At 66.8% G+C, this 23,394-nt stretch carries 19 protein-coding genes; 10 read left to right on the plus strand and 9 right to left on the minus strand.

Going from position 1 to position 23,394, the window contains the following annotated elements; translation table 11 throughout:
- Positions 1–60: 60 nt before the first annotated feature.
- The 5 genes from DID96_RS20035 to DID96_RS20055 all read right to left on the minus strand — a co-directional run bounded on the left by DID96_RS20035 (position 61) and on the right by DID96_RS20055 (position 5,022).
- Positions 61–1,314 carry a YncE family protein gene (locus tag DID96_RS20035; protein WP_260463953.1) on the minus strand — a complete coding sequence of 418 codons (1,254 nt, stop codon included), beginning with the start codon at positions 1,312–1,314 and terminating at the stop codon, positions 61–63.
- Complete coding sequence (locus DID96_RS20040; RefSeq protein WP_124601011.1) at positions 1,259–1,804, minus strand: hypothetical protein; 546 nt, start codon at positions 1,802–1,804, stop codon at positions 1,259–1,261. The genes DID96_RS20035 and DID96_RS20040 overlap by 56 nt, the downstream gene beginning before the upstream one ends.
- 144 nt (positions 1,805–1,948) lie before the next feature.
- Positions 1,949–3,049 carry a PstS family phosphate ABC transporter substrate-binding protein gene (locus DID96_RS20045; RefSeq protein WP_124601012.1) on the minus strand — a complete coding sequence of 367 codons (1,101 nt, stop codon included), beginning with the start codon at positions 3,047–3,049 and terminating at the stop codon, positions 1,949–1,951.
- 217 nt (positions 3,050–3,266) lie between these two features.
- Complete coding sequence (locus tag DID96_RS20050) at positions 3,267–3,731, minus strand: hypothetical protein (RefSeq protein WP_124601013.1); 465 nt, start codon at positions 3,729–3,731, stop codon at positions 3,267–3,269.
- Between the two features lie 94 nt (positions 3,732–3,825).
- The gene (locus DID96_RS20055) at positions 3,826–5,022 is read right to left on the minus strand and encodes a PstS family phosphate ABC transporter substrate-binding protein (RefSeq protein WP_260463954.1); all 1,197 of its coding nucleotides are present in this window, start codon (positions 5,020–5,022) and stop codon (positions 3,826–3,828) included.
- Positions 5,023–5,499: 477 nt separating this feature from the next.
- On the opposite strand from DID96_RS20055, the gene DID96_RS20065 reads away from it, so the two are divergent.
- The 5 genes from DID96_RS20065 (at position 5,500) to DID96_RS20085 (ending at position 10,995) form a co-directional block, all read left to right on the plus strand.
- On the plus strand, positions 5,500–6,978 hold the full coding sequence (locus DID96_RS20065) for a substrate-binding domain-containing protein (RefSeq protein WP_260463955.1): 1,479 nt from the start codon (positions 5,500–5,502) through the stop codon (positions 6,976–6,978).
- 206 nt (positions 6,979–7,184) lie between these two features.
- On the plus strand, positions 7,185–8,192 hold the full coding sequence (locus DID96_RS20070; RefSeq protein ID WP_124601015.1) for an ABC transporter substrate-binding protein: 1,008 nt from the start codon (positions 7,185–7,187) through the stop codon (positions 8,190–8,192).
- 80 nt (positions 8,193–8,272) lie between these two features.
- Positions 8,273–9,094: an ABC transporter ATP-binding protein gene (locus tag DID96_RS20075; protein ID WP_124601016.1), complete on the plus strand. Its 822-nt coding sequence runs from the start codon at positions 8,273–8,275 to the stop codon at positions 9,092–9,094.
- 27 nt (positions 9,095–9,121) lie between these two features.
- Positions 9,122–9,991 carry an ABC transporter permease gene (locus DID96_RS20080; protein WP_409333794.1) on the plus strand — a complete coding sequence of 290 codons (870 nt, stop codon included), beginning with the start codon at positions 9,122–9,124 and terminating at the stop codon, positions 9,989–9,991.
- A 203-nt stretch (positions 9,992–10,194) separates the two neighbouring features.
- Positions 10,195–10,995: a hypothetical protein gene (locus DID96_RS20085; RefSeq protein ID WP_124601017.1), complete on the plus strand. Its 801-nt coding sequence runs from the start codon at positions 10,195–10,197 to the stop codon at positions 10,993–10,995.
- Between the two features lie 18 nt (positions 10,996–11,013).
- Here DID96_RS20085 and DID96_RS20090 read toward each other — a convergent pair whose 3' ends face one another.
- Both DID96_RS20090 and DID96_RS20095 read right to left on the minus strand, forming a co-directional pair.
- A complete protein-coding gene (locus DID96_RS20090) occupies positions 11,014–12,435 on the minus strand; it encodes an ATP-binding protein (RefSeq protein WP_124601018.1) in 1,422 nt (473 codons plus the stop codon).
- On the minus strand, positions 12,432–13,097 hold the full coding sequence (locus DID96_RS20095) for a response regulator transcription factor (RefSeq protein WP_124601019.1): 666 nt from the start codon (positions 13,095–13,097) through the stop codon (positions 12,432–12,434). The genes DID96_RS20090 and DID96_RS20095 overlap by 4 nt, the downstream gene beginning before the upstream one ends.
- A 332-nt stretch (positions 13,098–13,429) precedes the next feature.
- On the opposite strand from DID96_RS20095, the gene DID96_RS39415 reads away from it, so the two are divergent.
- The 4 genes from DID96_RS39415 to DID96_RS20115 all read left to right on the plus strand — a co-directional run bounded on the left by DID96_RS39415 (position 13,430) and on the right by DID96_RS20115 (position 20,429).
- Positions 13,430–15,502 (plus strand): PepSY domain-containing protein, encoded by a 2,073-nt coding sequence (locus DID96_RS39415; RefSeq protein WP_124601020.1) that lies wholly within the window; start codon positions 13,430–13,432, stop codon positions 15,500–15,502.
- Between the two features lie 96 nt (positions 15,503–15,598).
- Positions 15,599–18,505, plus strand: coding sequence for a TonB-dependent siderophore receptor (locus DID96_RS20105; protein WP_260463956.1), 2,907 nt, complete (start codon positions 15,599–15,601; stop codon positions 18,503–18,505).
- Positions 18,506–18,549: 44 nt separating this feature from the next.
- On the plus strand, positions 18,550–19,344 hold the full coding sequence (locus DID96_RS20110) for a hypothetical protein (protein WP_124601021.1): 795 nt from the start codon (positions 18,550–18,552) through the stop codon (positions 19,342–19,344).
- 29 nt (positions 19,345–19,373) lie between these two features.
- Positions 19,374–20,429, plus strand: a complete 1,056-nt coding sequence (locus DID96_RS20115; protein ID WP_124601022.1) for an ABC transporter substrate-binding protein — start codon at positions 19,374–19,376, stop codon at positions 20,427–20,429.
- A 26-nt stretch (positions 20,430–20,455) separates the two neighbouring features.
- Here DID96_RS20115 and DID96_RS20120 read toward each other — a convergent pair whose 3' ends face one another.
- Both DID96_RS20120 and DID96_RS20125 read right to left on the minus strand, forming a co-directional pair.
- Positions 20,456–21,835, minus strand: a complete 1,380-nt coding sequence (locus DID96_RS20120) for a HAMP domain-containing sensor histidine kinase (RefSeq protein WP_124601023.1) — start codon at positions 21,833–21,835, stop codon at positions 20,456–20,458.
- Positions 21,822–22,508 (minus strand): response regulator transcription factor, encoded by a 687-nt coding sequence (locus DID96_RS20125; protein WP_124601024.1) that lies wholly within the window; start codon positions 22,506–22,508, stop codon positions 21,822–21,824. Before DID96_RS20125 ends, DID96_RS20120 begins: the two co-directional genes overlap by 14 nt.
- A gap of 147 nt (positions 22,509–22,655) precedes the next feature.
- Here DID96_RS20125 and DID96_RS20130 point away from each other — a divergent pair, with 147 nt between their 5' ends.
- Entirely contained in the window at positions 22,656–23,333 is a 678-nt protein-coding gene (locus DID96_RS20130; RefSeq protein ID WP_124601025.1) for a response regulator transcription factor, read from the plus strand.
- The last annotated feature ends 61 nt before the right edge of the window (positions 23,334–23,394 follow it).

Consider the following 23,394-nt stretch of genomic DNA (forward strand, 5'->3'; position numbering starts at 1 on the left):
ACGCATTGAAAGCGCTTCTCGCGATCGATCCGGCAATCGTCGAGCCGCGCCGGCAATTCATCACCTGCTGGCCAACGCTTTCGCACCTGACGTCGGCAGGACGTCGAAGCGCATCAGCTTGCCGCCGGTTCCTGCGTCACCCGGTGAGACCGCGACATAGAGGCAATTGCGGGCAGGCACCAGAATGGCCGTCTTGGCCCCCTTGGCCGTCGGCACGCGCGCAATTTCTTCGTAATGGTCGCGATCCTTCTGCTGGATCACGCCCAGATAGTCGTCGCCGGCCACGTAAATGCGCTGGTTCTGTTCGTCGAAGATCACTTCGTTCGTGCGCTGGGGCGCGTCGAACGACGCGATCGTGTTGCCGTTCGCTGCGTCGAGCACCAGCAGCTTGAACGGCTTGCGCGTGCCGACGAACAGGCGCTGATGCGCCTCGTCGAAGGCCATCGGCGCATTCAGCTCCGCGCCATGGATCGGCCAGTTCGCCATCACCTGGCGCGTTGCCTTGTCGACGACGGCGAGGGTGCTCTTGCCGGTCACATTGACGAACAGGCGATGTCCGTGTTGCTCGACCGCCATCGCCTCGGTGAAGTCGGTCTCGAACGTCACGTCGCCAATATGGCTGCTCGTACGCGGATCGACTTCCGAGACGATCGTCCGCGTCATCTTCGGCTCGGCGTTCTTGCCGCCCGTCACGATGTACAGGTGGCGGCGCGATGGGTCGTAGCGCATCGAATCCGCACCGGCAGTGAGCGGGATCGAGCCGATGATGCGATAGCTCGCGCCGTCGACGATACGCGTCATCCCGGCGCCGCTGTCGGTGACGATCAGGCGGTTCAGGTCCGGCAGGTACAGGATCGCGTGGGGCTGGTCGAAACCCTTGACCGTGCGCAGATGCCTGCCGCTGCCGAGGTCGAACACTTCGAGCGTCGCGCCGTCTTCGCCGGCAAGGAACAGCCGCCCGCCGGTGACATCGGCCGCGAAGTGGTCGAAATCGCCCTTGTAGTCCGGCAGCGCGGTGCTGCCGATCAGCCGCAGCGGCGCGCTCGCGGCGCCGGTGGTATTGGCTGCGGGCGTCGCTGCGCACGCGATGTGCGGCAGCGTCGCGCCCATGACCGCGGCCACGAGCGCTGTCAGCGACACGAGCGCGGAAAATCGCAAACGCATGGTCAGACTCCTCAATGTGGTTGGCTCGATGAAACAGGCCGCTTCTCCGGCGCGCCGGAGCGGCGGCATGGCAAGCGCGGCGGGCCGTGACCGGCTACTTCGCCGGCTCGAACAGTGCGCCGTAGTTCGGGATCTGCTTCTGCAGCGCATCGCGCAGGCGCGTCGACGCGAGGAAGAACGCAGTTTCGCCCTTGGCGTTGGCGCCGTCGTTCTTGTATGCGAGGACGATCTCGCCAACATTCTCGCCACTCGCGTCGCGCAGCGGCAGCATCATCACGAACTTCTTGACCGTGTCGTTGGGCCGGTGCCAGCGCGGGTCGACGATCGTGATGCCTTTCTTCGAGATGTCGATGTCGTCCGGATCGTCAGCATTGCCGATGCGGTCGAGGTAGGAGCCGGCGAACATCGTGTAGGCATCCTGCATGCCTGGGGGAACGCCGTGGAGGGTCACGCTGAGCAGTTCGGGATGCTGTTTCATGATCTGCTCGGACAGTTTCTGTGCGTAGATCTTCGTGCTCGGCGGCGTCCAGTTCTTCGCGTGCGGTTCCGGCGCGGCGGTGGCCGCGTCGGCCGCAGGCAGCGCAGAGACCGTCAGGACGCCGAGCGTCGCTGCGAGCAGGGTCTTGGTCAGGGTCTTCATGTGTCTCCTCTCATTGCCCGATGGGCGTCATTGAAGCAGGTGCGAGTCGAGTGTAGGCTCGCGACCTTGAACGAGCGTTAACGCGGGCTGAATGCAAATTCAGCCTGTAATGAGGTGGCCGTCACGATCACGACTGCCGTACGATCAATCCGCCTGATCGAGTTTGGCGAGCTCTTCCTTGACGACAGCCGGGGTCAGCGGGATATAGACACCTTCCTTCGCGACGACGTCCTGCCCCTGGCGGCTCAACACCAGCTTCAGGAACTCCTTGACCTTCGGTTGCAGCGGCTCGCCGGGCTTCTTGTTGACGAAGATGTACACGTAGCGTGAGAGCGGATACTTGTGCGTGTACACGTTCTGCAGCGTGGGCGCGAGGTACGGACCGCCTTCGCTGGCGGCCAGCGGCACGACCTTCACGTTGGGCGTCACGTTGGCGAGCAGCGCATACGTGAGCCCGCCCGGATGCGTCGCCATGTCCTCGGCGGCCACCGTGAACGCATGCGTGAAGCCCTTGCCCTTCACGAACTGGATGTTGTCCTTGTACTCGCCGCCTTCGAGCAGGTTCAGCTTGAGGAAGTATTCGATGCCGTTGACCGGCTTCAGGCCATAGAGGTGAATCGGGCGGTCGGCCCACTCGCCGCCGAGCCCAAGATCGCCCCACGTGCTGATATCGGCATGGCCGCGATTGCGCGTCTTTGAATAGATCGCGTCGAGCTGGGCCATCGTCAGCCCCTTGATCGGATTGTCCTTGTCGACCAGCACGACCGATGTCGCGGTCTTGCCGAGCGAGCCGACACTGCCGGTCGCGACGCGAATCGTAAGCGGCTTGTAGCCGAACTTGTCGACAAACGCCTTCTCCTCGGCCGGCAGCAGTTCACGCCCGACGGGTGCCAGGTCTGCGGTGCCGTTGGTCAGCGCCGGGCCGCCGGAGCCTGATGCCTTGGCCTCCATGGTGACGCTCAGGTGCGGGTAGGCCTTGCGATACATCTTGATCCATCCGAGCGTGATCTCGTCCATCACGTCCGCGCCGACGACGCGCAACTCCTCCTCAGGCACCGACTCGACTTCGCCCGGACGCCAGCCCGGAATCGACGGGTCGACCTTGAGGTGATGCTCGACCGCCGCGTACTTCAACGCGAATGCCGGCGGCGACGTCAGCGCGCCCAGCGCCGCGATGCCTACCACCGCCGCGACCGATGCCGCCGCGGACCAGCGCAACTCGCCAATCTTCCGGGTCTGTTTCATGTGCGTCTCCTGATTGAAGATGTACTCGTAGGTTCGCCCTCGGCGGGGCGATGGGTTGCGTGCAGCGTATCGGGGTGTGTCGGCCCGGTTGGCAGTGCAGCGGCGGGGCCGGCGCCTGTCAGGCTGGACGAGGCTTCTGCCTTGTAATGATGATGGGCCGTGAAGTTAAACCGGACCTTAAGCGTTCCTTAACGGATTTTCAGGCGACCGAGGCTGGTCAGCGCGTCGATTGAAACAGCGCGGCCAGCGATGGCGTGCGTCCCGCCAGCTCGTCGCGCACGCGCTCGGCCTGGCGCACGATCACCGCACGATCGATGTCCGGCGCGTAACGGAACGTCGAGCCGATCACGCCGATCGTCTTGCCCCCGGCGTCGTGCATCGGCAACTCGACCGACAGGTCCCCGGTTTTCGTCTGCTCGACGCGGGGCTGGCCGCTGTCGAGCACGGCGAGATCGTCGGCATCGGCCCGCTTGCCGATCCGGCCGATGTTCGACGCGATGATCACGTTGTCGGGTTCCGTCGGTGGGGTGACGTGCAGCGCGAGAATCGTCAGCTCGGGGTGCGCGGCCAGCGTGGTGTCGACGAGTTGCTGCGCATAGGGCGCGGCGATCGTGGCGGCGTACGCCGTCGCGGCCGACGCGAGCGCGAGCGCCGCCGTGACGGCCCGGATGGGTCGGTGCATGGGGAGACCTCCTGGAGGCGCCGCCGCCCGGCGCGAATGTGAGGGGCGGGCTGGCGGCGCCGGGTTGGCGAGGTGGGGCGCGGTTGACGCGTGCTCAGTTGGACAGCATCGCGCGCGAGCTTTCCGCCTGCTGCGCGCGCAGCGGCACGTACATCGCGTGATCGATCACCGCTTGCTGCCCCTGCTTGCTCAGCACGTAGCGCAGGAACTCGGCGATGGCCGGTTCGAGCGGCTTGCCGGGCGCCTTGTTGGTGTTGAAGTAGATCAGCCTGCTCAGCGGATAGGTCGCGAGCGCGACGTTTTCGTAGGTCGGCGCGACATACGGGCCATTGTCCGAGGCCGCGAGCGGCAGCATCTTCACGGGCGCGTCGATATAGGCGATGCCCGAGAAGCCGATGCCGTAGCGATCGTCGGCCACGTCCTTCGCGAGCGGGAACACGAGCTTGTCGTAGTGGATGTCGTCGCGCCACTCGCCACGTTGGCCGTTGGCGCTCAGCACGCGTTGTCGGACGAACTCCTCGAAGCCGTTCCACGGCTTGATGGCGTAGACATGCACGGGCTTGTCGGCCCATTCCCCGGTGAGACCGAGGTCACCCCATGTCTTGATGGGTTTGCCGCCGCGCAGATGCGTGCGCGAGTAGAGCGCGTCGATCTGCTCGTAGCTCAGCTTCTCCAGCGGATTGTCCTTGTTGACGAAGAAGCCGATCGCGTCCAGGAAGCCGAAGTGCCGGTACGAGCCGCCGGAAATCGGCACACTGAGCGGGCCGTAGCCGAACCGGGTCTTGAAGTCGGTGACGTCGTCTGGCTTGAGCTCGCGCGAGACGAACACGAAGTCGAGGTTCTGCTTGACCAGCTCCTTCGCGCCGAGGCTGCCCGCGTACGGCGGGGCAATGCGAATGTCGACGTTCGGGTAATACTGCTTGAAGCCTTCGATCCAGCGGTTGACGAGCGACGGCAGCACGTCGGACGCCGCGCCCTTGAACGTGCCGGCGAGCTTGATGTCGGTGCGGGGGCGATAGTCGGGCAGCGCAGCGTCGATGCGTGGCTGGAGGACTTCCGGTTCGACCAGCGCACGGCCGACCTTCATCCCTTCATCGGCTTGCTCCTTGGTTTGCGGCGCCACCGTCTTCAGCGCGGGTACGACCCACTCGACCATCGGCGTCGATGGCGTGTCGGCGGCCGAGGCGCCGAGCGCCCACGCCGATGCGACCGACGCAGCGATGACCAGGCGCGGCAGGCGACGATGCGGCTGGCGCCGGCTCGTTGCGCAACGGGGTTCGATTCGATTCACGAGATGTCTCCTCCTTTGTTCAAAGCGTGCGTGATGCCGCTGTTGTTTCATTGTGAGGCAGCCGCCGCGAAATGTTGAAGCGCCCCGGTTGAAGCGGCGCGGCACTCATGCCATGTGCCGAACGATAGCGGCGCCGGATGAACGCAATCTGAAGACATCCTGAAAATGCGTTCATGGAACGCCCGATTGAGCCTGAACGAATTTTCAGCATCGGTTCAGGTTCGCTTCAGCGTGCGGCCGTACCGTGGCGACAGCTTCTCCGGGCGCGATGGCGGGGCGGCGTTCCTGACCGGAAGCCGGGCCGCCGCGCGCCATCTTCCACTCCGGCAGGAGACCCCCGTGCCCGTTTTCAATTTGTCATGGCGGCGCGCCTCGTCGTCGCTGCTGCCCCCGTCGCTGCTGCTCCCGTCGCCGCGGCTCCCGTCCTGTTCGCCCCGGCCGTCGCGTGTGCAGGATCCTTGCGCACCGTCAGCGCTCTTGCGCCGCGCCGGATCCGGCCTGGCGCTTGCTGTCTGCCTGGCGTTCCTGGCGCCGTGCGCCGCGCGCGCGGCCGATCCCGAAGCAGGGTTGCCGGCCTACCAGACCCAGCCGAACCTGAGCGGAACGCTCAGCAGCGTCGGGGATGACGCGATGGGGCCGCTGCTCGACGCGTGGCTGGCCGGCTTCGAGCGACGCCAGCCCGGGATCCGCAAAGGCCCTCACTGGTGGCACGCGGGCAGTGCGACCGCGTTCGGTGCGCTGATGTTCGGCGACGCCGATGTCGCGCCGCTCGCGCGCGAGCCGTTGCCGACCGAGCTGCAGCCGTACGCGCACCAGTTCGCCGGCGACATGATGAAGTCGCCGTTGCTCGTGCGCGTCGCGGATCTCGACGGGCATGCGGCCTATCTCGCCGTGAACCGGCGGCCCGGCGCGCCGCTGCCGCCCAAGGTCAAGGCGTTCCTGACGTTCACTCTGAGCGACGCGGGCCAGGCGATCGTCGCGAGCCAGGCGCGCTTCACGCCGCTCGCCGCGGCCGACGCCGCGCGCGAGCGTGCGAAGCTCGATGGCTTCCTGCCGCCGCTCGATGCGCAGCTTGCCCCCTATCGTGCGGTGACGAACCTGCGCGGCGCGATCAACAGCGTCGGCAGCGACGGGATGAAATCGCTGATGGATACGTGGATCGACGGCTTCACGCGCGTGCAACCGGGCGTGCGCAAGGGCGACCGGTGGGAGCATCTCGGCACGCTGAACGGGTTTCATGCGCTGCTCGCGGGCGACACGGGGATGGCGCCGATGGGCCGCGAACTCTGGCCGGACGAGCGCGCCGATTACGCGCGGATTCGCCACGACGCGGCGCCGCTCGAGATCCGCGTCGCGCGTGGCGGCTTCGACACGCCGCAACGGACCACCGCGCAGGCGATCTTCGTGCATCCGGACAATCCGCTGAACGGCATCACGTTGCCGCAGCTTGCGTCGATCCTGCAGCAGCACCCCGGCATCACGCGATGGGGCCAGCTGGGCCTGACCGGTGCGTGGGCCGACCGGCCGATCTCGATCTACATCCCGCCGCACACCGCGCCGAACGCGATGTCGATGCAGGTCATGGTGCTGGCGAGTGGGGCCTGGAACGCCGCGGTGCACGAGGGATCGATCGACGCGACGGCGCGCGCGATCGCCGCGGACCCGGGCGCGATCGGCTTCGGCGGACTCGAGGAAGGTGGCCCCGGACTCAAGACGCTCGCGGTCGCGCGTGGCGCGGGCGAGCCGTTCCAGGCACTCGATGCGCAGAGCGCGGCGAGCGGCCGCTACCCGCTCACGCGCTATATGTACATCCGCCTGAACCGTCCGCTGACGCCGCAGGAAAAAGCGTTCCTGCGCTATGTGCTGAGCCGCGACGGCCAGGAGCCCGTGCGCTATTCGGCGTACTTCCCGCTGAGCGCGAAAGAGACGCGCGAAGAGCTGACGAAGCTCAGGTAGCAAGCGATGGGATCGCGATCCGGCGCGCACCGACGCACGGCCGCGCATCCCTGAACGGACATTCATATTGCGTTCAGCCTGATTTTAAGGTCGCCCCGTATAACTGAAACCGTTCCGTGAGCCGATGCGTCCCGACGCGCGGCACGGCGCGAACGCCACATGGAAGGCAATACGCCATACCTGACGAAACCGGAGGAGAACATCCCATGAAACACACTGTCCTGCGCATCGCTGCCGGCGCGCTGGTGCTCGGCACCCTGGTGCCGGCCGCGAATGCCGCCGAGAAGCTCACCCTGATGGTCGGCGGCATGGAAAAGCAGATCTACCTGCCGGCCAAGCTCGCCGAGCGGCTCGGCTATTTCAAGGAGCAGGGCCTCGACGTCGAGCTGATCAACGAGGCGGCGGGCGTCGATGCCGAGAACGAACTGGTCGCCGGCACGGTGCAGGGCGTCGTCGGCTTCTACGACCACACGATCGATCTGCAGGCGAAAGGCAAGTACATCGAGTCCGTCGTGCAGTTCAGCCACACGCCCGGCGAAGTCGAGCTGATCTCGTCGAAGGTTGCCGGCAAGGTCAAGTCGCCGGCCGACTTCCGTGGCCTGACGCTGGGCGTCACCGGTCTCGGCTCGTCGACCAACTTCCTCACCCAGTACCTTGGCGTGTCGCACGGCGTGAAGACGTCGGAGATGACATCGCTGCCCGTCGGCGCCGGCAACACGTTCATCGCCGCGATCAAGCAGGGCAAGATCGACGGCGGCATGACGACCGAGCCGACGGTGTCGCGCCTCGTGAACACCGGCGACGCGAAGGTGCTGGTCGACCTGCGCTCGCCCGAGAGCACGCAGAAGTGGCTCGGCGGCATGTACCCGGCCGCCAGCCTGTACATGCAGAACGACTGGGTGCAGTCGCACAAGGCGACCGTGCAGAAGCTCGCGAACGCGTTCGTCAAGACGCTGCGCTACATCGACACGCACAGCGCGGAGGAAATCACCGCGCAGATGCCGGCCGACTACTACGCGGGCGACCGCGCGATGTACACGAAGGCGCTGGCCAACGGCAAGGTGATGTTCATCCCGGACGGCCGCATGCCGGAATCGGGCCCGCCCACCGTGTTGAAAGTGCTCGGGTCGTTCGACAAGGCGGTGATGGGTCGCAAGATCGATCTGTCGAAGACCTTCACGACCGAATTCATCAACGCCGTGCAGATCAAGTAGCCGCGTTCGCCGCGACGGTCCGGCAGCGGGCCGTCGCGCACGCTTCGTCGATTTCAATCTGCTCCCATAGGTGGTAACCAATGACAGCTCCCCAGGCAATCGCGCAGCATCCCGTCGCCGCATCGAACGATGTTCCGGCGATCGAGCTCGACCGCGTCAGCCGCCGCTTCGTCAGTCCGGAAGGCAAGGCGATCATGGCGCTGCAGAACTTCAGCATGAGCGTCGGCAAGGGCGAGTTCTGCGCCGTCGTCGGCCCGACGGGCTGCGGCAAATCCACCACGCTCAGCCTGATCACGGGGCTCGCCGCGCCGAGCGCCGGCACGGTCAGGATCTGGGGCGAGCCCGTCACCGGCATCGATCGCCGCATCGGCTTCGTGTTCCAGTCGGACGCGGTGTTTCCGTGGAAGAACGTGCTCGACAACGTCGCGGCTGGCCCGCTGTACCGCGGCGAGAACAAGGCGCAGGCGTACGAGCGCGCGATGGAATGGATTCGCCGCGTCGGTCTCGCGCGCTTCGAGCGCCACTATCCGCACCAGCTGTCCGGCGGCATGCGCAAGCGCGTGGCGCTGGCCCAGACCTTCATCAACGAACCCGAGATCCTGCTGATGGACGAGCCCTTCTCGGCGCTCGACGTGCAGACGCGCACGCTGATGCAGGACGAGCTGCTGCATCTGTGGAGCGTGAACGGCGCATCGGTCGTGTTCGTCACGCACGATATCGAAGAGGCGATCGCGCTCGCGGACAAGGTGTTCGTGCTGACCTCGGGCCCGGCGACCGTCAAGACGTCGTACGAAATCGACCTGCCGCGTCCGCGCGACGTCGCGGAATCGCGCTATTCCCCCCGCTTTATCGAACTGTCGCGGCAGATCTGGAACGATCTGCGCGACGAAGTTCACATCTGAGCGCCCGCGGGCGCGTTGAGGAACAGCATGAATACCCCGATGACAGGCGCCGCCTCGAACGAGATCGAGCTGCGGCAGGTGGAAGTGCGGGCCCAGGCGAGCGTGCGCCGGCGCCAGACGCTCGTGCATGTGTTGCGGCTCGCGGTGCTGGTCGTGACGCTGGGCGGATGGGAGCTCGCGGGCCGCGTTGGCTGGATCGACCCGTTTTTCTTTTCGACGCCGTCGCTGATCGTCGCGCAGATCTGGCAGTGGCTGACCGAGGGAACGTCGCAAGGGCCGTTGTGGGTCCAGGTGCTCGTGACGCTCGAGGAGACCGCGCTCGGCTTCCTGATCGGCAGCGTGGGCGGCGTGATCGCCGGGATCGCACTGGGCCGCAACAAGCTGCTCGCGGACGTGTTCAGCCTCTACATCAAGATCGCGAACTCGATCCCGCGCGTGGTGCTCGGCTCGGTGTTCATCATCGCGCTCGGTCTCGGCATGGCGTCGAAGGTCGCACTGGCGGTCGTGATGGTGTTCTTCGTGGTGTTCGCGAATGCATTCCAGGGCGTGCGCGAGGCCGATCGCAACCTGATCGCCAACGCGCATATTCTCGGTGCGTCGAAACACGACGTGACGCTGACGGTGGTGCTGCCGGCCGCGATGAGCTGGATTCTCGCCAGCCTGCACGTGAGCTTCGGGTTCGCGCTCGTGGGCGCCGTGGTCGGCGAATTCCTCGGCTCGAAGCAGGGGATCGGGCTGCTGATCTCGACCGCGCAGGGCGCGTTCAACGCGGCCGGCGTGTTCGCCGCGATGATCGTGCTCGCGGTCGTCGCGCTCGGCGCGGAATTCGTGCTCACGCAACTCGAGAACCGGCTGCTCAAGTGGCGTCCGCCGCAGTTCTCCGACGCGGGCCACTGACCCGGCCCACCGCGCCGGCCCGCGTATCCGGCGGGCCGGCGCAGCACCCGCAGTTCGCGTGGCTCGCGCGCCTGTCTTGCACCCGTCATGCACCCGTGCATCGTTCCGCCCCTTCCGTCTTTCCTCCGACCTATCCCGTTCGTGTCTCGCACCGGGCGCCCGCATGCGGCGCCGGCCACCATTCGACCAGGAGCAACCGCCTCATGTCCTTCATCCGTCATCCGGTTCCGGCCGCGCGTCGCACGCAGCGTCGCGCCCGATTCGTCAAGGCGGCGCTCGCCGTCGGCGCAGCGCTGGCCTGTCATGCCGCGCTGGCCGGCCCGCCGTTCGTGACCGACGATCCGGAGCCCGTCGAGCGGGGGCACTTCGAAATCGATGCCGCCGCGTCGGGCACGGTGCGCGCCGGCAGCCATGGCGGCATGCTGCCGGGCGTCGAGATCAACTACGGACTGCTCGACAACCTGCAGATCAATGCGACGCTCGGCATGGCGTTCATGCACGAAACCGCGAACCGGACCCGTTACGGCGTCGGCGATACCGAACTCGGCGCGAAGTACCGCTTCATTGCCGAGGACGACGCGGGCTGGCGTCCGCAGGTCGCGTTCGCGCCGAGCGTCAAGCTGCCGTCCGGCAACGAGCGCCTGGGCCTCGGCGACGGGCATGCGCACGTGCTGCTGCCGCTGTGGGCGCAGAAGACGATCGGCGACTGGACGACGTTCGGCGGCGGTGGGTACGTCGTGAACCGCCATGCGGGACAGCAAGGGTACTGGACCGGCGGCTGGGCCGTGTTGCGCAAGTTCGGCGAACGCCTCCAGCTCGGCGGCGAAGTCTTCTACATCGGCGCGGCGAGCCGTGACGATCCGTCCGCGGTCGGCTTCAATCTCGGCGGCATCTACGGGCTGACGGAGCGCGACCGTCTCCTGTTCTCGTTCGGGCGCGGCCTCACGCACGTGAGCGACACCAACCGCTTCTCGTACTACGTCGGCTATCAGCGCGACCTGTAATGCGCGCCCGCGTCTTGCTCAGGCCGCGTCGGTCGAATGGAGCGGCGCGCTGAGCGGCGACGGGCCGGCGGGACCGGGCGGCGTGGCGGCGGGAATCTCGAAGACCATCGACAGCCCGCGGCCGCCCGGCCCGGCCTCGGCGTAGATGCGGCCGCCGTGCAGTTCGACGAGGCTGCGGCAGATGGCGAGGCCGAGGCCGCTGCCCTTGTCCTCGTGGCCCGGACGCTGGACGCGCACGAAGCGCTCGAAGATGCGTTCGCGCTGTTCGGCGGCGACGCCGGGCCCTTCGTCCTCCAGGCGGACCTGCCAGCATTGGTTCATCAACGTGGAGCGCAACGTGACGCGGCTTCCCGGCGGGGAGGCTGCGAGCGCATTGCTGAGCAGGTTCAACAGCACCTGGCGGACCCACTTCGGCTCGATCGCGGCCTGTCCGCTGCCGTGATGCGTGAGGAAGAAGCGCTGGTCGCGGTGTTCGGCCAGCACATGGGCGTCCTGCGCGAAGTTCTGCAGGAACGGCTCCGGATCCTGCGGCCGCAGATCGAGCGAAATCGCGCGCGCATCGGCGCGCGACAGGAACAGCAGGTCCTCGATGATGCGATTGAGCTGGGCCAGTTCGCGGATCTGGATCTGCACCGCGTGTTCCTGCGCCGGCGTCAACTGACCGTCGACGACCAGCTTTTCGGCTTGCAGCCGCACCAGCGTCAGCGGAGTCTTCAATTCGTGCGAGGCTTCCGCGGTAAATCGCCGGATCTGGTCGAACGACGCTTCGAGGCGGTCGAACATCTGGTTGAGCAGGCGCGCGAGGTCCGAAATCTCGTCGCGCGCGGCGGACACCGGGATGCGCTCGCTCAGGTTGTCCGAGCGGATCCGGTCTGCGGTGTCCTGGATCAGCCGGAGCGGGCGCAGCGCCATCCGGCTGAAGCCGTAGCCGATCACGCTGCTGACCACGACCATGACGACCAGCAATCCGTAGAACGTGTGTTCGTACGCGCTCATCACGACGCGCACGTGCCCCTTCGTGGTGGCCACCACGACCGTATACGGCCCGAGCGCGAAGCTGCCCGCGCGCAGCTCGCCCAGCCCTTCGATATCCGTGTTGAACGCCTGCTGGTGGCGAGGCGACGGCACGAGATCGCGCCCGTGCAGGTCCGGCGAGCGAAACACCACCGTGCCGCCAGGCCCGTAGATCTCGGTAAAAAACAGTTCCAGGTTGTCGGACATCATCGACTGCACGCGCTGGCGCAGTTCCGCCTCCGGCGGCTTCGTGCCGAGCGCGGTGCCGGCGGCGCGAATCCGTTCGAACTCCGATTGGTTGAGCAGATCCAGTGCGTGGATCGCGTGGTGCTCGATGAAGTACCGCCCGGCAAGAAACAGCGACGCGAACGTGACGGTCGATGCGAGCACGTAGCAGATCGCGAGGCGCGCGCCGATCGACTTCATAGGAGCTGGTAGCCGACGCCGCGTACCGTCTTGAACAGCGGCTTGCCGAGCGGCGCCTCGAACTTGCCGCGCAGCCGGCTCATGTAGACGTCGAGCAGGTTGGTGTCGACGTCGTAATGGGATTCCCAGATTTTCTCGGCAATGAGCGTGCGCGTCAGGATGCGGCCGGGATTCTGCAGGAAGATCTCCAGCAACGCGAACTCGCGGCTCGTCAGGTCGATCGGCTTGCCGTTCAGGTGGACGGTGCGGCTCAGCAGATCGAGCTTGATGCCCTGGTGCTGCAGCACGGTTTCCTTGACCGAGGACTGGCGCCGCAGCAGCGAGCGCATCCGCGCGAGCAGCTCTTCGAGGCTGAAGGGTTTCGGCAGGTAGTCGTCGGCGCCGACGTCGAGCCCCTTGACGCGATCTTCGACTGCGTCGCGCGCGCTCAGGATCAGCACCGGCTCGTTGAAGCCGGCGCTGCGCCATTCGCGCAGCAGGTCGAGGCCGTCGCCGTCGGGCAGGCCCAGATCGAGCACGATGACGTCGTAACTCGATTCGCAAAGCGCTTCGCGTGCCTGCGCGCAACTCTCGACCCAGGTCACCGTGTATGCACGTTCGGCCAGCGCCTGCTTGAGGAAAAGGCCCAGCTTGCGCTGGTCTTCGAGGATCAGGATCTTCATCGTGGAACCGCCTGTGGGGTAGTTTCAGGCTAGCGCAGGCGGTTCGGCGTGACAAGCAACGCAACGTCAAAGGCGGGGTTTTCCTGATCTTCCTGAACGAAAATTCAGGAAGCGTTCATGTTCGTTTCAGGTACGCGGCGCGCCTGCGAATCGACGGTGAATTCGCAGCACGAATCGCAGAACGATTCGCAGCTCGAAGAGGACGCGACCACGCGCGCGTCGCGTCGCGCGCGGCGAGTCGGGACTTACCCCGACATGCCCTTGAATTCAGCTTTCATTCAGGTTTGCCGACAAAGATGACGGCTGTGAACAGTCGTCGTCCGGGCAACCTCATGAAACCCGCTTTCCGTTCTCTCGTGCTGCAGGTCCATCGCTGGTGCGGCTTGACCGTCGGACTCGTGATCCTGCTGATGGCGATCACCGGGGCATCGATCGTATTCCGTCCGGGCCTCGAGCCGGTGCTCAATCGCGATCTGCTGACGGTGCCGGCCTGCACGGCGCGCGTGACGCTCGACACACTGGCCGCGAATGCGGCTGCGAATGGGGCTGCGGTGCGGCCTGCGGCGACGCTCGACTATATCCGGCTCGTCGCGGGCAGGCCCGGCGCGCCGCGCATGCCGTCCGCGATGGTCCGTTTCACCGACCAGCATTTCGTCTACCTGAATCCGTGTACCGGGGCGGTACTGGGCGAGCGCTCGCGTTACGGCGGCCTGCTCGGCACGATCGAGCAGATTCACCGGTTTCGTTTCATGAAGCACGGCAGCCTGATCACCGGCACGAGTGCGATCCTGTTCGGGTTGCTGCTGATCGGCGGCGGCACCATGCTCTGGTGGCCGCGCTCGCGTCACGGCTGGCGGATCGCGTTCGTGCCCGGCTCGGGCGCGCGCGGACAGGCGCTTGCGTATCGGCTGCATCGCACGGCCGGGATCTATGCGAGCGCGATCCTGCTGTCGATGGTGCTGACCGGGCTGCCGTGGGCGTTCGACTGGTACGCGCACGGCATCTATGCGATGACCGGTTCGCCGCAGCCCGCGAGGCCGCCGAAGTCGGCGGTGCCTGCAAACGATGCGCAGCGGCAACCGCTCGAGCGTTTCTGGCGCATCGCGCAGTCGCTGTCGCCCGACCCGCAGGATGCGCTGCTGCATATCCCCGGGAAGCCGCGCGATCCAGTCGAGATGTATCTGATCGATCGCGACGCGCCGCATCCGAACGCTCGCACGATGCTGTTCATCGATGCCTACACGGGCAAGGTGCTGCGCTTCGTTCCGTATGCGCGCAGCAGCATCGGACACAAGCTGTATTTCTGGGCATTGTCGTGGCACACCGGCGCGGTGGGCGGTGTGTTCGGGCAACTGTTGCTGCTGGCCGGCGCGCTGTGCGTGCCGCTGCTTGCCTTCACCGGGATTCGCAACGCGTTGCGCCGCGCGCGGCGTCCTGCGGCGCGCCATGCGCGCCTGACCGTGCGCGTCGCGAGCAAGACGATCGAGGCCGACGGCGTATGTGCGTTCGAGCTGACGGATCCGGCCGGACGCAAGCTGCCGCCGTTCGCGGCGGGCGCCCATATCGACGTGCATCTGGGCGATGGCCTCGTGCGCCAGTACTCGCTGTGCGGCGATCCCCGCGAACGGCGCCGCTACCTGATCGCCGTGCTGCGCGTCACGCATTCGCGTGGCGGATCGGCGGCCATGCACGAACGGATTCACGAAGGCGACCTGCTCGAGATCGGGGCGCCGGTCAATCACTTTGCGCTGGACGAGACCGCGCCGCGCTCGCTGTTGCTCGCGGGCGGGATCGGCATCACGCCGATCATCGGCATGGCGGAGCGTCTCGCGTGGCACGACGCCGATTTCGAGCTGCACTATTGCGCCCGCTCGCGCTCGCGTGCCGCATTTGTGCAGCGGCTCGCGTGCGCGCCGTTTGCCGGGCGTGCAAGGTTCCACTTCAGCGACACACGCGCGGAGCAACGCTTCGACATCGAGCGCGTGCTCGACAGCCAGTCGCAAGCCACGCATCTGTATGTGTGCGGGCCCGCGGGCTTCATCGATGCGGTGCTGCGCGCCGCGCGCAACCGCGGCTGGCCCGAGCGGCAGCTGCACTGCGAGCGCTTTGCACCGGCGGCGCAAGTGCACGCAGCGGCACGTGCGTTCGACGTGCAGCTCGCCAGCACGGGCAAGGTGTACCGGATCCCCGTGGACAAGTCCGTCGCCGCGTCGCTCGCCGAGCACGGCGTCAGGATTCCGACATCGTGCGAGCAGGGTGTCTGCGGCACCTGCGTCACGCGGGTGCTTGCCGGCGACGTCGAACACCTCGACTGCGTGCTGACGCCCGCACAGCGCGAACGACACGGTCATTTCACGCCCTGCTGCTCGCGTGCGAAGGGGGATCTGCTGGTGCTGGACATCTGACCGGACGGCGGACGCTGGCATCGCGCCGCCGGGCGAGACGCCGGTTGCGGCCGGACCGGATCGAAGACGGATAATGCAAACGACCTGGAGGAGACCGTGATCAGGAGAACCATGGTGGCAATGGCCGTGCTGGCCTTGTTTTCCCCGCTGCTCTACGCGCAGGCCGACAGCGGCCCGCACGAGAATGCGCAGGTGCCGCAGCCCGGACACGCGAAGCACTATGCGCAGCAACTGGTGGAGCGCACGGTCGCGCTGCACCCGGAGCTCGTCGAGCTGGATCTTCACATGCGTCCCCCGGGCGAGAACGACAGCGTGATCGTCGCGGCGAAATCGGCGAACCGGATCGGCAGGAAGTCGGACCCGGACGATCTCGACGTGGTCAGGACCGGCACGCCGTTCGTGGAAGTGAACAAGCGGGCCGACCAGAACGTCGAGGTGCATTTGCCGTTGCTCGACGTCACGCGCAAGGTGATCGGCGAAGTCGAAGTGACGTTCCCGTACCCGCCGGGTTCCGGCCTCGACAAGGACGCGCTGATCCGGGCGGGCGTGCTGATCCGCGACGAACTGAGCCAGCAGATCCGCTACGGGAACGAACTCTTCGACCCCGTGCTTGCGACCACGGGCATTCCGGCGAATCCGTACGCGCAGACGCTCGTCGACGACGTGATCCGCACGCGCGGCGACGTGATGGCGCTCGCGATGCACGTCGCGCGACCGGGTGGTGACGGCGACTATCCGATCATTGCATCGAACATCGGCCGCATCGGCAAGCCGGCCGATGCGGACGACCGGCGGGTGATCGAGACCGGCAAGACCCAGACCGCGATCGGCCGCGACGGCGATCGCCTCGAAGTCGAGCTGCCGCTGCAGGATGCCGCGGGCCGGACGATCGGCGCGCTCGGCGTCGTGATGCCATACCGCGCCGTTGACGACCAGGCGGTGCTCGTGAAGAAGGCCGGGAAGATCCGGGACGAACTGCGCAAGCGGATTCGCGACGCCGCCGCGCTTTACGAGCCGAGGCGGCTCGAGCCGGCAACATCGGTGATCGCGGCGCAACTGAACGGGGAGGCGCTCGGCAACAAGGAATCGCTGCCGATGACCAAGGAGGTGATGGGCGCCGGCACGCTGCAGACCGCGCAGGAAGGGGTGACCGACGCGGTCAAGAACCAGGCCGGCGTCTCGCCGACCAACTCGTCGGGCAGCCCGGCCGATGCGGCCAGCATCCGCGGCATCAAGGTCAACCTGTTCGCGAACTACCGGCTCAACGGCGGCCTGCCGACCGCAAACGTGATGTCGGTGCCGGCGGAGAACAAGCAGCGCGTGGAGACGCTGAAGGGCGCGAACGCGCTGATGTTCGGCGTGGCGAGCCCCGCGGGCATCCTCAACATGGTGACGAAGCGCGCGCCGATGGACAAGGACGTCGCGTCGCTCGCGCTGCTGGGCAATTCGTTCGGGCAGATCGGCGTCGCAGCCGACGTCAGCCATCGGTTCGGCAGCGAAAAGCAATTCGGTATCCGCGTGAACGCGTCGGACACGCACCTCGAGAACGGCGTGCACGGCGCGAACGGGCGCGGCTGGTTCGGCAGCGTCGGCGCCGACTGGCAGGTCACCAACCGCCTGCACTTCCAGTTCGATCTCGAAACGTACCGGAAGGAGGTCGTCGAGCAGGGCAGCATCAGCCTGCCGACGGCCGTCAAGGGGCACATCACGTTGCCGCGCGTGCCGGATCCGCGGAACCTGCTGTCGGGCCCGTGGGCGGTATTTTCCGCGAAGACGACGAACGTCCAGGGGCGCGTCGACTACGACATCGCGCCGGGCTGGAAGGCGCTCGCCGAAATCGGCCAGTCGGATTCGGATCGCTCGCGCTCGACGACCCGGATCGGCGGGTACAATGTGTTTACCGGCGCGGGCGGCATCCCGACCGTCAGCGAGGTGACGCAGGTCTATTTCAACAAGTACAAGCGGGCGGAACTGCTCGGCCAGTTCGCGACGGGCCCGCTCACGCACGACATCACCTTCGGCGTGTCGCGCAGCGAGCGCATCGCCGAGACGCCTGCGCAAAATACGATCGTGTTGCCGGTGCGGGTCAACATCTTCGACCCGATTCCGTTGCCCGCACCGGTGCCGACCCATCCCAACACGTCGCTGCCGAAGCAGGTCAACGCGGATACCGGCCTCTATACGTATGACATGGTCGGCGTCGGCCCGAAGTGGAAGTTCCTGCTCGGCTTCCGCGCAAGCCGCTCGTCGGCGAACGACGGCGTCGTGTCGTCGTCGACATGGGTCGGATCCCCGGCGTTCGGCATCCTCTACGACGTGCTGCCGACCACGACGCTGTTCGCGAGCTACATGAAAGGCCTGGAGGACGGCGGTGTCGCGCCCGCGAACGCGAAGAACGCGTACCAGGTGCTCGCACCGGCCGTGTCGACGCAATACGAGATCGGCGTGCGCGACCACTACTTCAGGTGGCTGCAATTCAGCGCGTCGGTGTTCGACATCAAGCGCGCGAACGCGGTGACCAACTCGGTCACGCAGATCTTCGCGAACGACGGCACGATCGAATATCGGGGCGCGGAAGCGGTGCTGACGCAGGACATCACGCGTCAATGGTCGCTGTCCGAAGCGATCCAGTACATGCACGCGGTGCAGAACCCCGTGTATGACATGACGATCAAGGGCCTCACGCCGGAAAACACGCCGAAGTGGGTCGGCAACATCGCGCTGACGCATCGCCCGGCCTGGCTGCCCGGCCTCGCGCTGACGGTGCGCGCATCGTTCATCACGAAGCGCCCGGTCAACCCGCAGGATCAGGGATACATCCCCGGGTACACCATCTACTCGCTCGGCGCCAGCTACACGACCCTGATCGCCGGCAAGCACGTCGATATCAAGCTCGCGGTCGACAACCTGTTCAACAAGCGCTACTGGAACTCCGTGCAGACCGGCACGCTCGGCACGGGGATGGATCGCAGCGTGAAGATGGTCGCCAGGATCGATTTCTGATGCGACGCCCAACCCTTTCACTTCCTTTCGTCGAGCGAAATTTCATGAAATCCGTTTCGATCCTGGCCGTCGGCCGTTTCCTCGCAGCCGCGGTCGTGCTGGCCGGCCTGCTGAACGCCGGGGCCGCGCGTGCGGCGCAGGCGTCCGGCAACGACGCGCTGTCGCTGATCATCACTTACCAGACGACGCCCGCGAACCGGCCCGCGCTGCGTCGCGAACTGGCGCAATCGACCGCGCGCGCGTTCGCGCGCTGGAAGCACGACGGGCGGCTGCGCCGCTACGCGCTGCTGTTCAATCGCTATGCCGATTCGGACAACTGGGATGCGATGGCGCTGCTGACGTTCGCGACGCCCGAAGACCTGTATCGCTGGCGCGCGGTCGAGCAGGCGCAGCCCGCGGCGCTGTCCGCAAAGGCCCTCGCGGTGACGACGTCGATCCATACGACGCCGGTCGATACCCGGCGCACGGCGGCGCTCGACGCGAAATCGCCGAATGCCGTGTATGTGGTCATCCCGTACAAGACGCTGGTATCGGCCGGCGACTACGAGAAGTACGCGGATGCCTATGTGCTTCCTCAGTTCAACGGATGGATGGACGAAGGCGTGCTGTCGGGGTATTCGCTCTATACGAGCCAGTTCCCGGCCGGCCGCCCGTGGACGGCGATGGTGATCCTGCAGTACCGGGACGAGGCCGCGCTGAGCGCGCGCGAGGCCGTCGTGGACAAGGTCCGCGAGCGCCTGAAGCAGAACCCCGAATGGAAGGCGATCAGCGACAGCAAGAAGAACGTGCGCACCGAGGAGCAGGTCGTGGTTGCCGATCCGGTGGCCGTGAGCCAATGACCCACCCATCCGCTGACAAGGAGCATCCGATGAAAAGAATCGCACTCGCGGTGGTGTCCGCCTGCCTGCTCGGCGGGCACGCGATGGCCGCCGAGCTTGCCGTACCCGCTGCGCCTGCTGTTCCCGCTGCACCTGCCGCCGATGCACCGCCGTCACGCATCGTGCTGCTCGTCGACGAGATCAAGGCGATCCGCAATTTCCCGGTGGTGCTCGCGGAGCGCCTCGGCTACCTGGGCGACGGCGGGGCGACCGTGACCGTGATGAACATCCGCGACGACATGTCGAGTGCCGACATGCTGAAGGACGGACGGGTCGACGCGGTGGTCGCCTATTACCATCACAACGTGGTCAACCACGCGCACGGCATCGATACGGAGGCTGTCGTCACGCTCGGCGTGACGCCGGGCGCGAAGGTGCTCGTCGCGAATCAGGCGAGGGCCAAGTATCGAAGCGTGACCGACCTCGAGGGCGCGCGCTTCATCGCGGGCGGCGCCGGCTCGTCGAAGAGCACGGTCGCGAACGCGCTCGTGCTGGCGGGCGGCCACGGCATCGGCGATTACACGCGGCTCGGCACGGACGGCAAGGAGAAGAATGTCGACGCGTTGCGTAACGGTGCCGCCGATTTCGTCGTGGCGCCGACGCCCGACGGCGACGTCTACGAATCGAAAGGCGTTGCGACGGTCTTTGCGGACCTGACGTCGGTCGACGGCACGCGCCGGACCCTGGGCACGCTGTTTCCGTCGAGCACGGTCTACATGTCGGGCCCGCGGGTTCGCGCGCATCCGGAAATTGCCCGGCATCTGGCGGCCGCGTTCGTGCGCACGCTGCAGTACATCAACACGCATACGCCCGAGCAGCTCCTGGCCGTCATTCCGCCAGAGATCAGCGGCAAGGATCGCGCTGCCTATCTGAAGGTGCTGAAGGAGGAAATCCCGATGTTCGCGAACGACGGGCGCATGCCGGACGATGGTGCGACGAAGGAGTGGCAGGTGCTCGCCGCGGCGAATCCGGCTTACGCGTCGGTGAAGGTCGAACGGACCTATACCAACGCATTCGTCGACGACGCGCTCCGCACGCTGCACTGAGCGGGGCCGCGGCCGGCCGCATGCCTTCACCGGCGCGCGGTCGCGTTCCGCCCGCGTGGCACATACAGCGTGACGCTGCAGCCGGTCGCGACGTCGTTGAAGCGCAGCGCCATCCCGTGCATCGTCGCGATCGCGGCCGCAAGGCTGAGGCCGAGGCCGCTTCCGGCCGTATGCCGGCTTGCCTCCGCGCGATAGAACCGCCGCAGCACGGCCTGCCGTTCGTCGGGCGGGATGCCGGGGCCGTCGTCGGCGATCGTGATGCCGATGCCCGTTGCGTCGCGAAACGGCCGGATCGACACGTGGCCACCTTCCGGTGCGAACTTGATGGCGTTGTCGACGAGATTGGCCAGCGCTTCGAACAGCAGGTTGCGGTCGCCGTGCAATTCGAGCGGACCGTCCGATGCCCGGCGGTAGTCGAGCGTCACGCGCTTGTCTTCGGCAGTCGGTTCGTAGTACTCGACGACGTCGTCGGTGACCGTGGCGAGATCCACGACGGCGAAGCTCTGCTGGCGCGCATGGGATTCGATCTCGGAGATGCGCAACAGTGCATTGAACGTGTGCAGGATGCTGCCCGCCTCGGCAATCGTGTCGTCGATCGCCATCCGGTAATCCGCCTCGTTGCGCGCGCGCCGCTGCGCGCGTTCGAGCCCCGCGAGCAGGCGGGTGAGCGGCGTGCGCAAGTCGTGCGCGATCGCGTCGCACACGCCCTTGACTTCCTGCATCAGCCGTTCGATCTCGTCGAGCATGCCGTTGACGACATGCACGAGCCGCCCGATGTCGTCATGCTTCGTATGCACCGGCAGACGCCGGCTCAGGTTGCCGGATACGATCTCCTCGATCGAGTGCGTGACGGCGTCGAGCCGCCGCACTGCGCCAACCCCGACGATCGCGGCGCCGACGAGCCCCGTCAGCAGCATCAGCACGCCGGCCGTCACCAGCACGTGCAGCAGCTCTTCGTCGAAATGATCGAGCTCGCGGGTGTTCTGGCACTGCAGCGCGGTGCGGCCGTCCGGCAGCTGCGCGGCAATGCAGCGGCCCGGCGCGTGACGCTCGCCGCCCAGCGGCAGCCGCATCGAGAATGGCTTGTCGAATGCCGGGATCGGCGGCCGGTCGCCTGCGTAGCCGCCCGCGAGGTGCTTGCCCTGCGCGTCGAACAGGCCGAATGGCCGCTGCTGGCGCGGATCGAACTGGCTCTGGTGCGCGAAGCGCGCGGCGAGGTCAGTCCTGGCGTCGCGCACGGTCGCCGCGTGCTCGCGCATCAGCCAGTCATCGACGCGCTCCGTCTCGAAGCCGGTGATTTCGACGTACAGGTAGGCGAACAGCACGGCCGAGACGATGCCGAACATCGCGAGGAACAGCGTCGCGAGCCGGAAACTGGTGGTGCGGTGCAGGTCAGCCAGCTGCACGGAGCGTATATCCCGAGCCACGGACGGTCTGGATCAGCGACAGCGTGCCGGTCGGATCGAGTTTCTTGCGCAACCGGCTCACATGCACGTCGATCACGTTGGTCCGCTCGTCGAGCCGGTAGCCCCAGACGGCCTCGAACAGCATCGTGCGGCTCACCGTCTGGTCGGCGTGTCGCATCAGGAATTCGAGCAGCAGGTATTCGCGCGGCAGCAGCGCGACGGGTTGCCCGGCACAGGTGACCTCGCGGGTCAGCAGGTTGAGCGACAGCGGACCGACCTGGTATTCGTGCACGGCGCTCGCCGGCACATCGTGGCGACGCATGAGCGCGTCGAGGCGCGCCGTCAGTTCGACGAACTCGAACGGCTTGGTCAGGTAATCGTCGCCGCCGGCGCGCAGGCCGCGCACCCGCTCGTCGACCGCGGACAGCGCGCTCAGGATCAGCACGGGGGTGGTCACGCCGGCGCTGCGGATCGCCGCGAGCATGCCGAGCCCTTCCAGGCCGCCGGCCAGCATCCGGTCCAGCACGATCGCGTCGTACTGCTTCGCGACGGCGAGCATGAGGCCGTCGCGGCCAGTCTGCGCGGATTCGACCACCCAGCCGTAGTCGGTGAGCGCGCAGACGATTTCGTCGAGGGTCTGATGATCGTCTTCGACGACCAGGATATTCGGCATCCGGAATCCGCCAGGGAGGGGGGCGCGGCCGGCGGTGGCCCGCTGGCCGCGCGCGAAGCGTAAACTGTTCGCCGACAGTATGCACCGGCGCGCCAAACATCCGGTTCGCGCCAACATGAAATAAATTTCATCTCGTTCATTGCCTGCATGCGGATTCTGATCGTTGAAGACGATGTACGCGGCGCGAAGTTCATCGTGCGCGGCCTGACGGAGAGCGGCCACGTCGTGGACACGGCGGGCGACGGCGCGCTCGGGCTCGCGCTCGCGCGCGAAGGCATCTACGACGTGATCGTGACGGATCGCAGGCTGCCCGGGCTCGACGGCATGGAACTCGTGCGCCGCCTGCGCGAGCAGGATCGCGCGACACCGGTGCTGATGCTGTCCGCGATCGCGGGCCTCGGCGATCGGGTCGACGGGATTCGCGCCGGTTGCGACGACTACCTCGCCAAACCCTATGCATTTTCCGAACTGCTTGCGCGCGTCGAGGCTCTGGCGCGGCGCGCCGACCGCACCCGGCTGCAGGACGTGCTGCGCGTGGCCGACCTGTCGCTCGACCGGCGCATGCGCCGGGCGAGCCGGGGCGGGCGCGAGCTGCAGTTGCAGCATCGCGAATACCTGCTGCTCGAGTGCCTGATGCGCCACGCGGGGCAGGTCGTCACGCGCAGCATGCTGCTCGAGGCGGCCTGGGACTACCAGTTCGAGCCGCGCGGCAACGTGATCGACATGCACGTCCATCGGCTGCGCGCAAAGGTCGACCGCGACTTTGCCGAGCCGCTGATCCATACCGTCGTCGGCGCCGGCTACATGGTGCGCGCCGGCGAATGAGCGCGCCGGCGAATGAGCGCGCCCGACGTGCGCGCCGATATCGATTAAATATATTTCATTC

It is taken from the genome of Burkholderia sp. Bp8963 (assembly GCF_003854275.1).
Classification (GTDB): domain Bacteria; phylum Pseudomonadota; class Gammaproteobacteria; order Burkholderiales; family Burkholderiaceae; genus Burkholderia.

Excerpts from the sequence above, each read along its gene's own strand:
- DID96_RS20045 (WP_124601012.1), bottom strand. The coding sequence starts at position 3,049 with ATGAAACAGACCCGGAAGATTGGCGAGTTGCGCTGGTCCGCGGCGGCA.
- DID96_RS20130 (WP_124601025.1), top strand. The coding sequence starts at position 22,656 with ATGCGGATTCTGATCGTTGAAGACGATGTACGCGGCGCGAAGTTCATC.
- DID96_RS20090 (WP_124601018.1), bottom strand. The coding sequence starts at position 12,435 with ATGAAGTCGATCGGCGCGCGCCTCGCGATCTGCTACGTGCTCGCATCG.
- DID96_RS20085 (WP_124601017.1), top strand. The coding sequence starts at position 10,195 with ATGTCCTTCATCCGTCATCCGGTTCCGGCCGCGCGTCGCACGCAGCGT.
- DID96_RS20125 (WP_124601024.1), bottom strand. The coding sequence starts at position 22,508 with ATGCCGAATATCCTGGTCGTCGAAGACGATCATCAGACCCTCGACGAA.
- DID96_RS20110 (WP_124601021.1), top strand. The coding sequence starts at position 18,550 with ATGAAATCCGTTTCGATCCTGGCCGTCGGCCGTTTCCTCGCAGCCGCG.
- DID96_RS20115 (WP_124601022.1), top strand. The coding sequence starts at position 19,374 with ATGAAAAGAATCGCACTCGCGGTGGTGTCCGCCTGCCTGCTCGGCGGG.
- DID96_RS20040 (WP_124601011.1), bottom strand. The coding sequence starts at position 1,804 with ATGAAGACCCTGACCAAGACCCTGCTCGCAGCGACGCTCGGCGTCCTG.
- DID96_RS20070 (WP_124601015.1), top strand. The coding sequence starts at position 7,185 with ATGAAACACACTGTCCTGCGCATCGCTGCCGGCGCGCTGGTGCTCGGC.
- DID96_RS20095 (WP_124601019.1), bottom strand. The coding sequence starts at position 13,097 with ATGAAGATCCTGATCCTCGAAGACCAGCGCAAGCTGGGCCTTTTCCTC.
- DID96_RS20050 (WP_124601013.1), bottom strand. The coding sequence starts at position 3,731 with ATGCACCGACCCATCCGGGCCGTCACGGCGGCGCTCGCGCTCGCGTCG.
- DID96_RS39415 (WP_124601020.1), top strand. The coding sequence starts at position 13,430 with ATGAAACCCGCTTTCCGTTCTCTCGTGCTGCAGGTCCATCGCTGGTGC.
- DID96_RS20075 (WP_124601016.1), top strand. The coding sequence starts at position 8,273 with ATGACAGCTCCCCAGGCAATCGCGCAGCATCCCGTCGCCGCATCGAAC.
- DID96_RS20080 (WP_409333794.1), top strand. The coding sequence starts at position 9,122 with ATGAATACCCCGATGACAGGCGCCGCCTCGAACGAGATCGAGCTGCGG.
- DID96_RS20035 (WP_260463953.1), bottom strand. The coding sequence starts at position 1,314 with ATGCGCTGCAGAAGCAGATCCCGAACTACGGCGCACTGTTCGAGCCGG.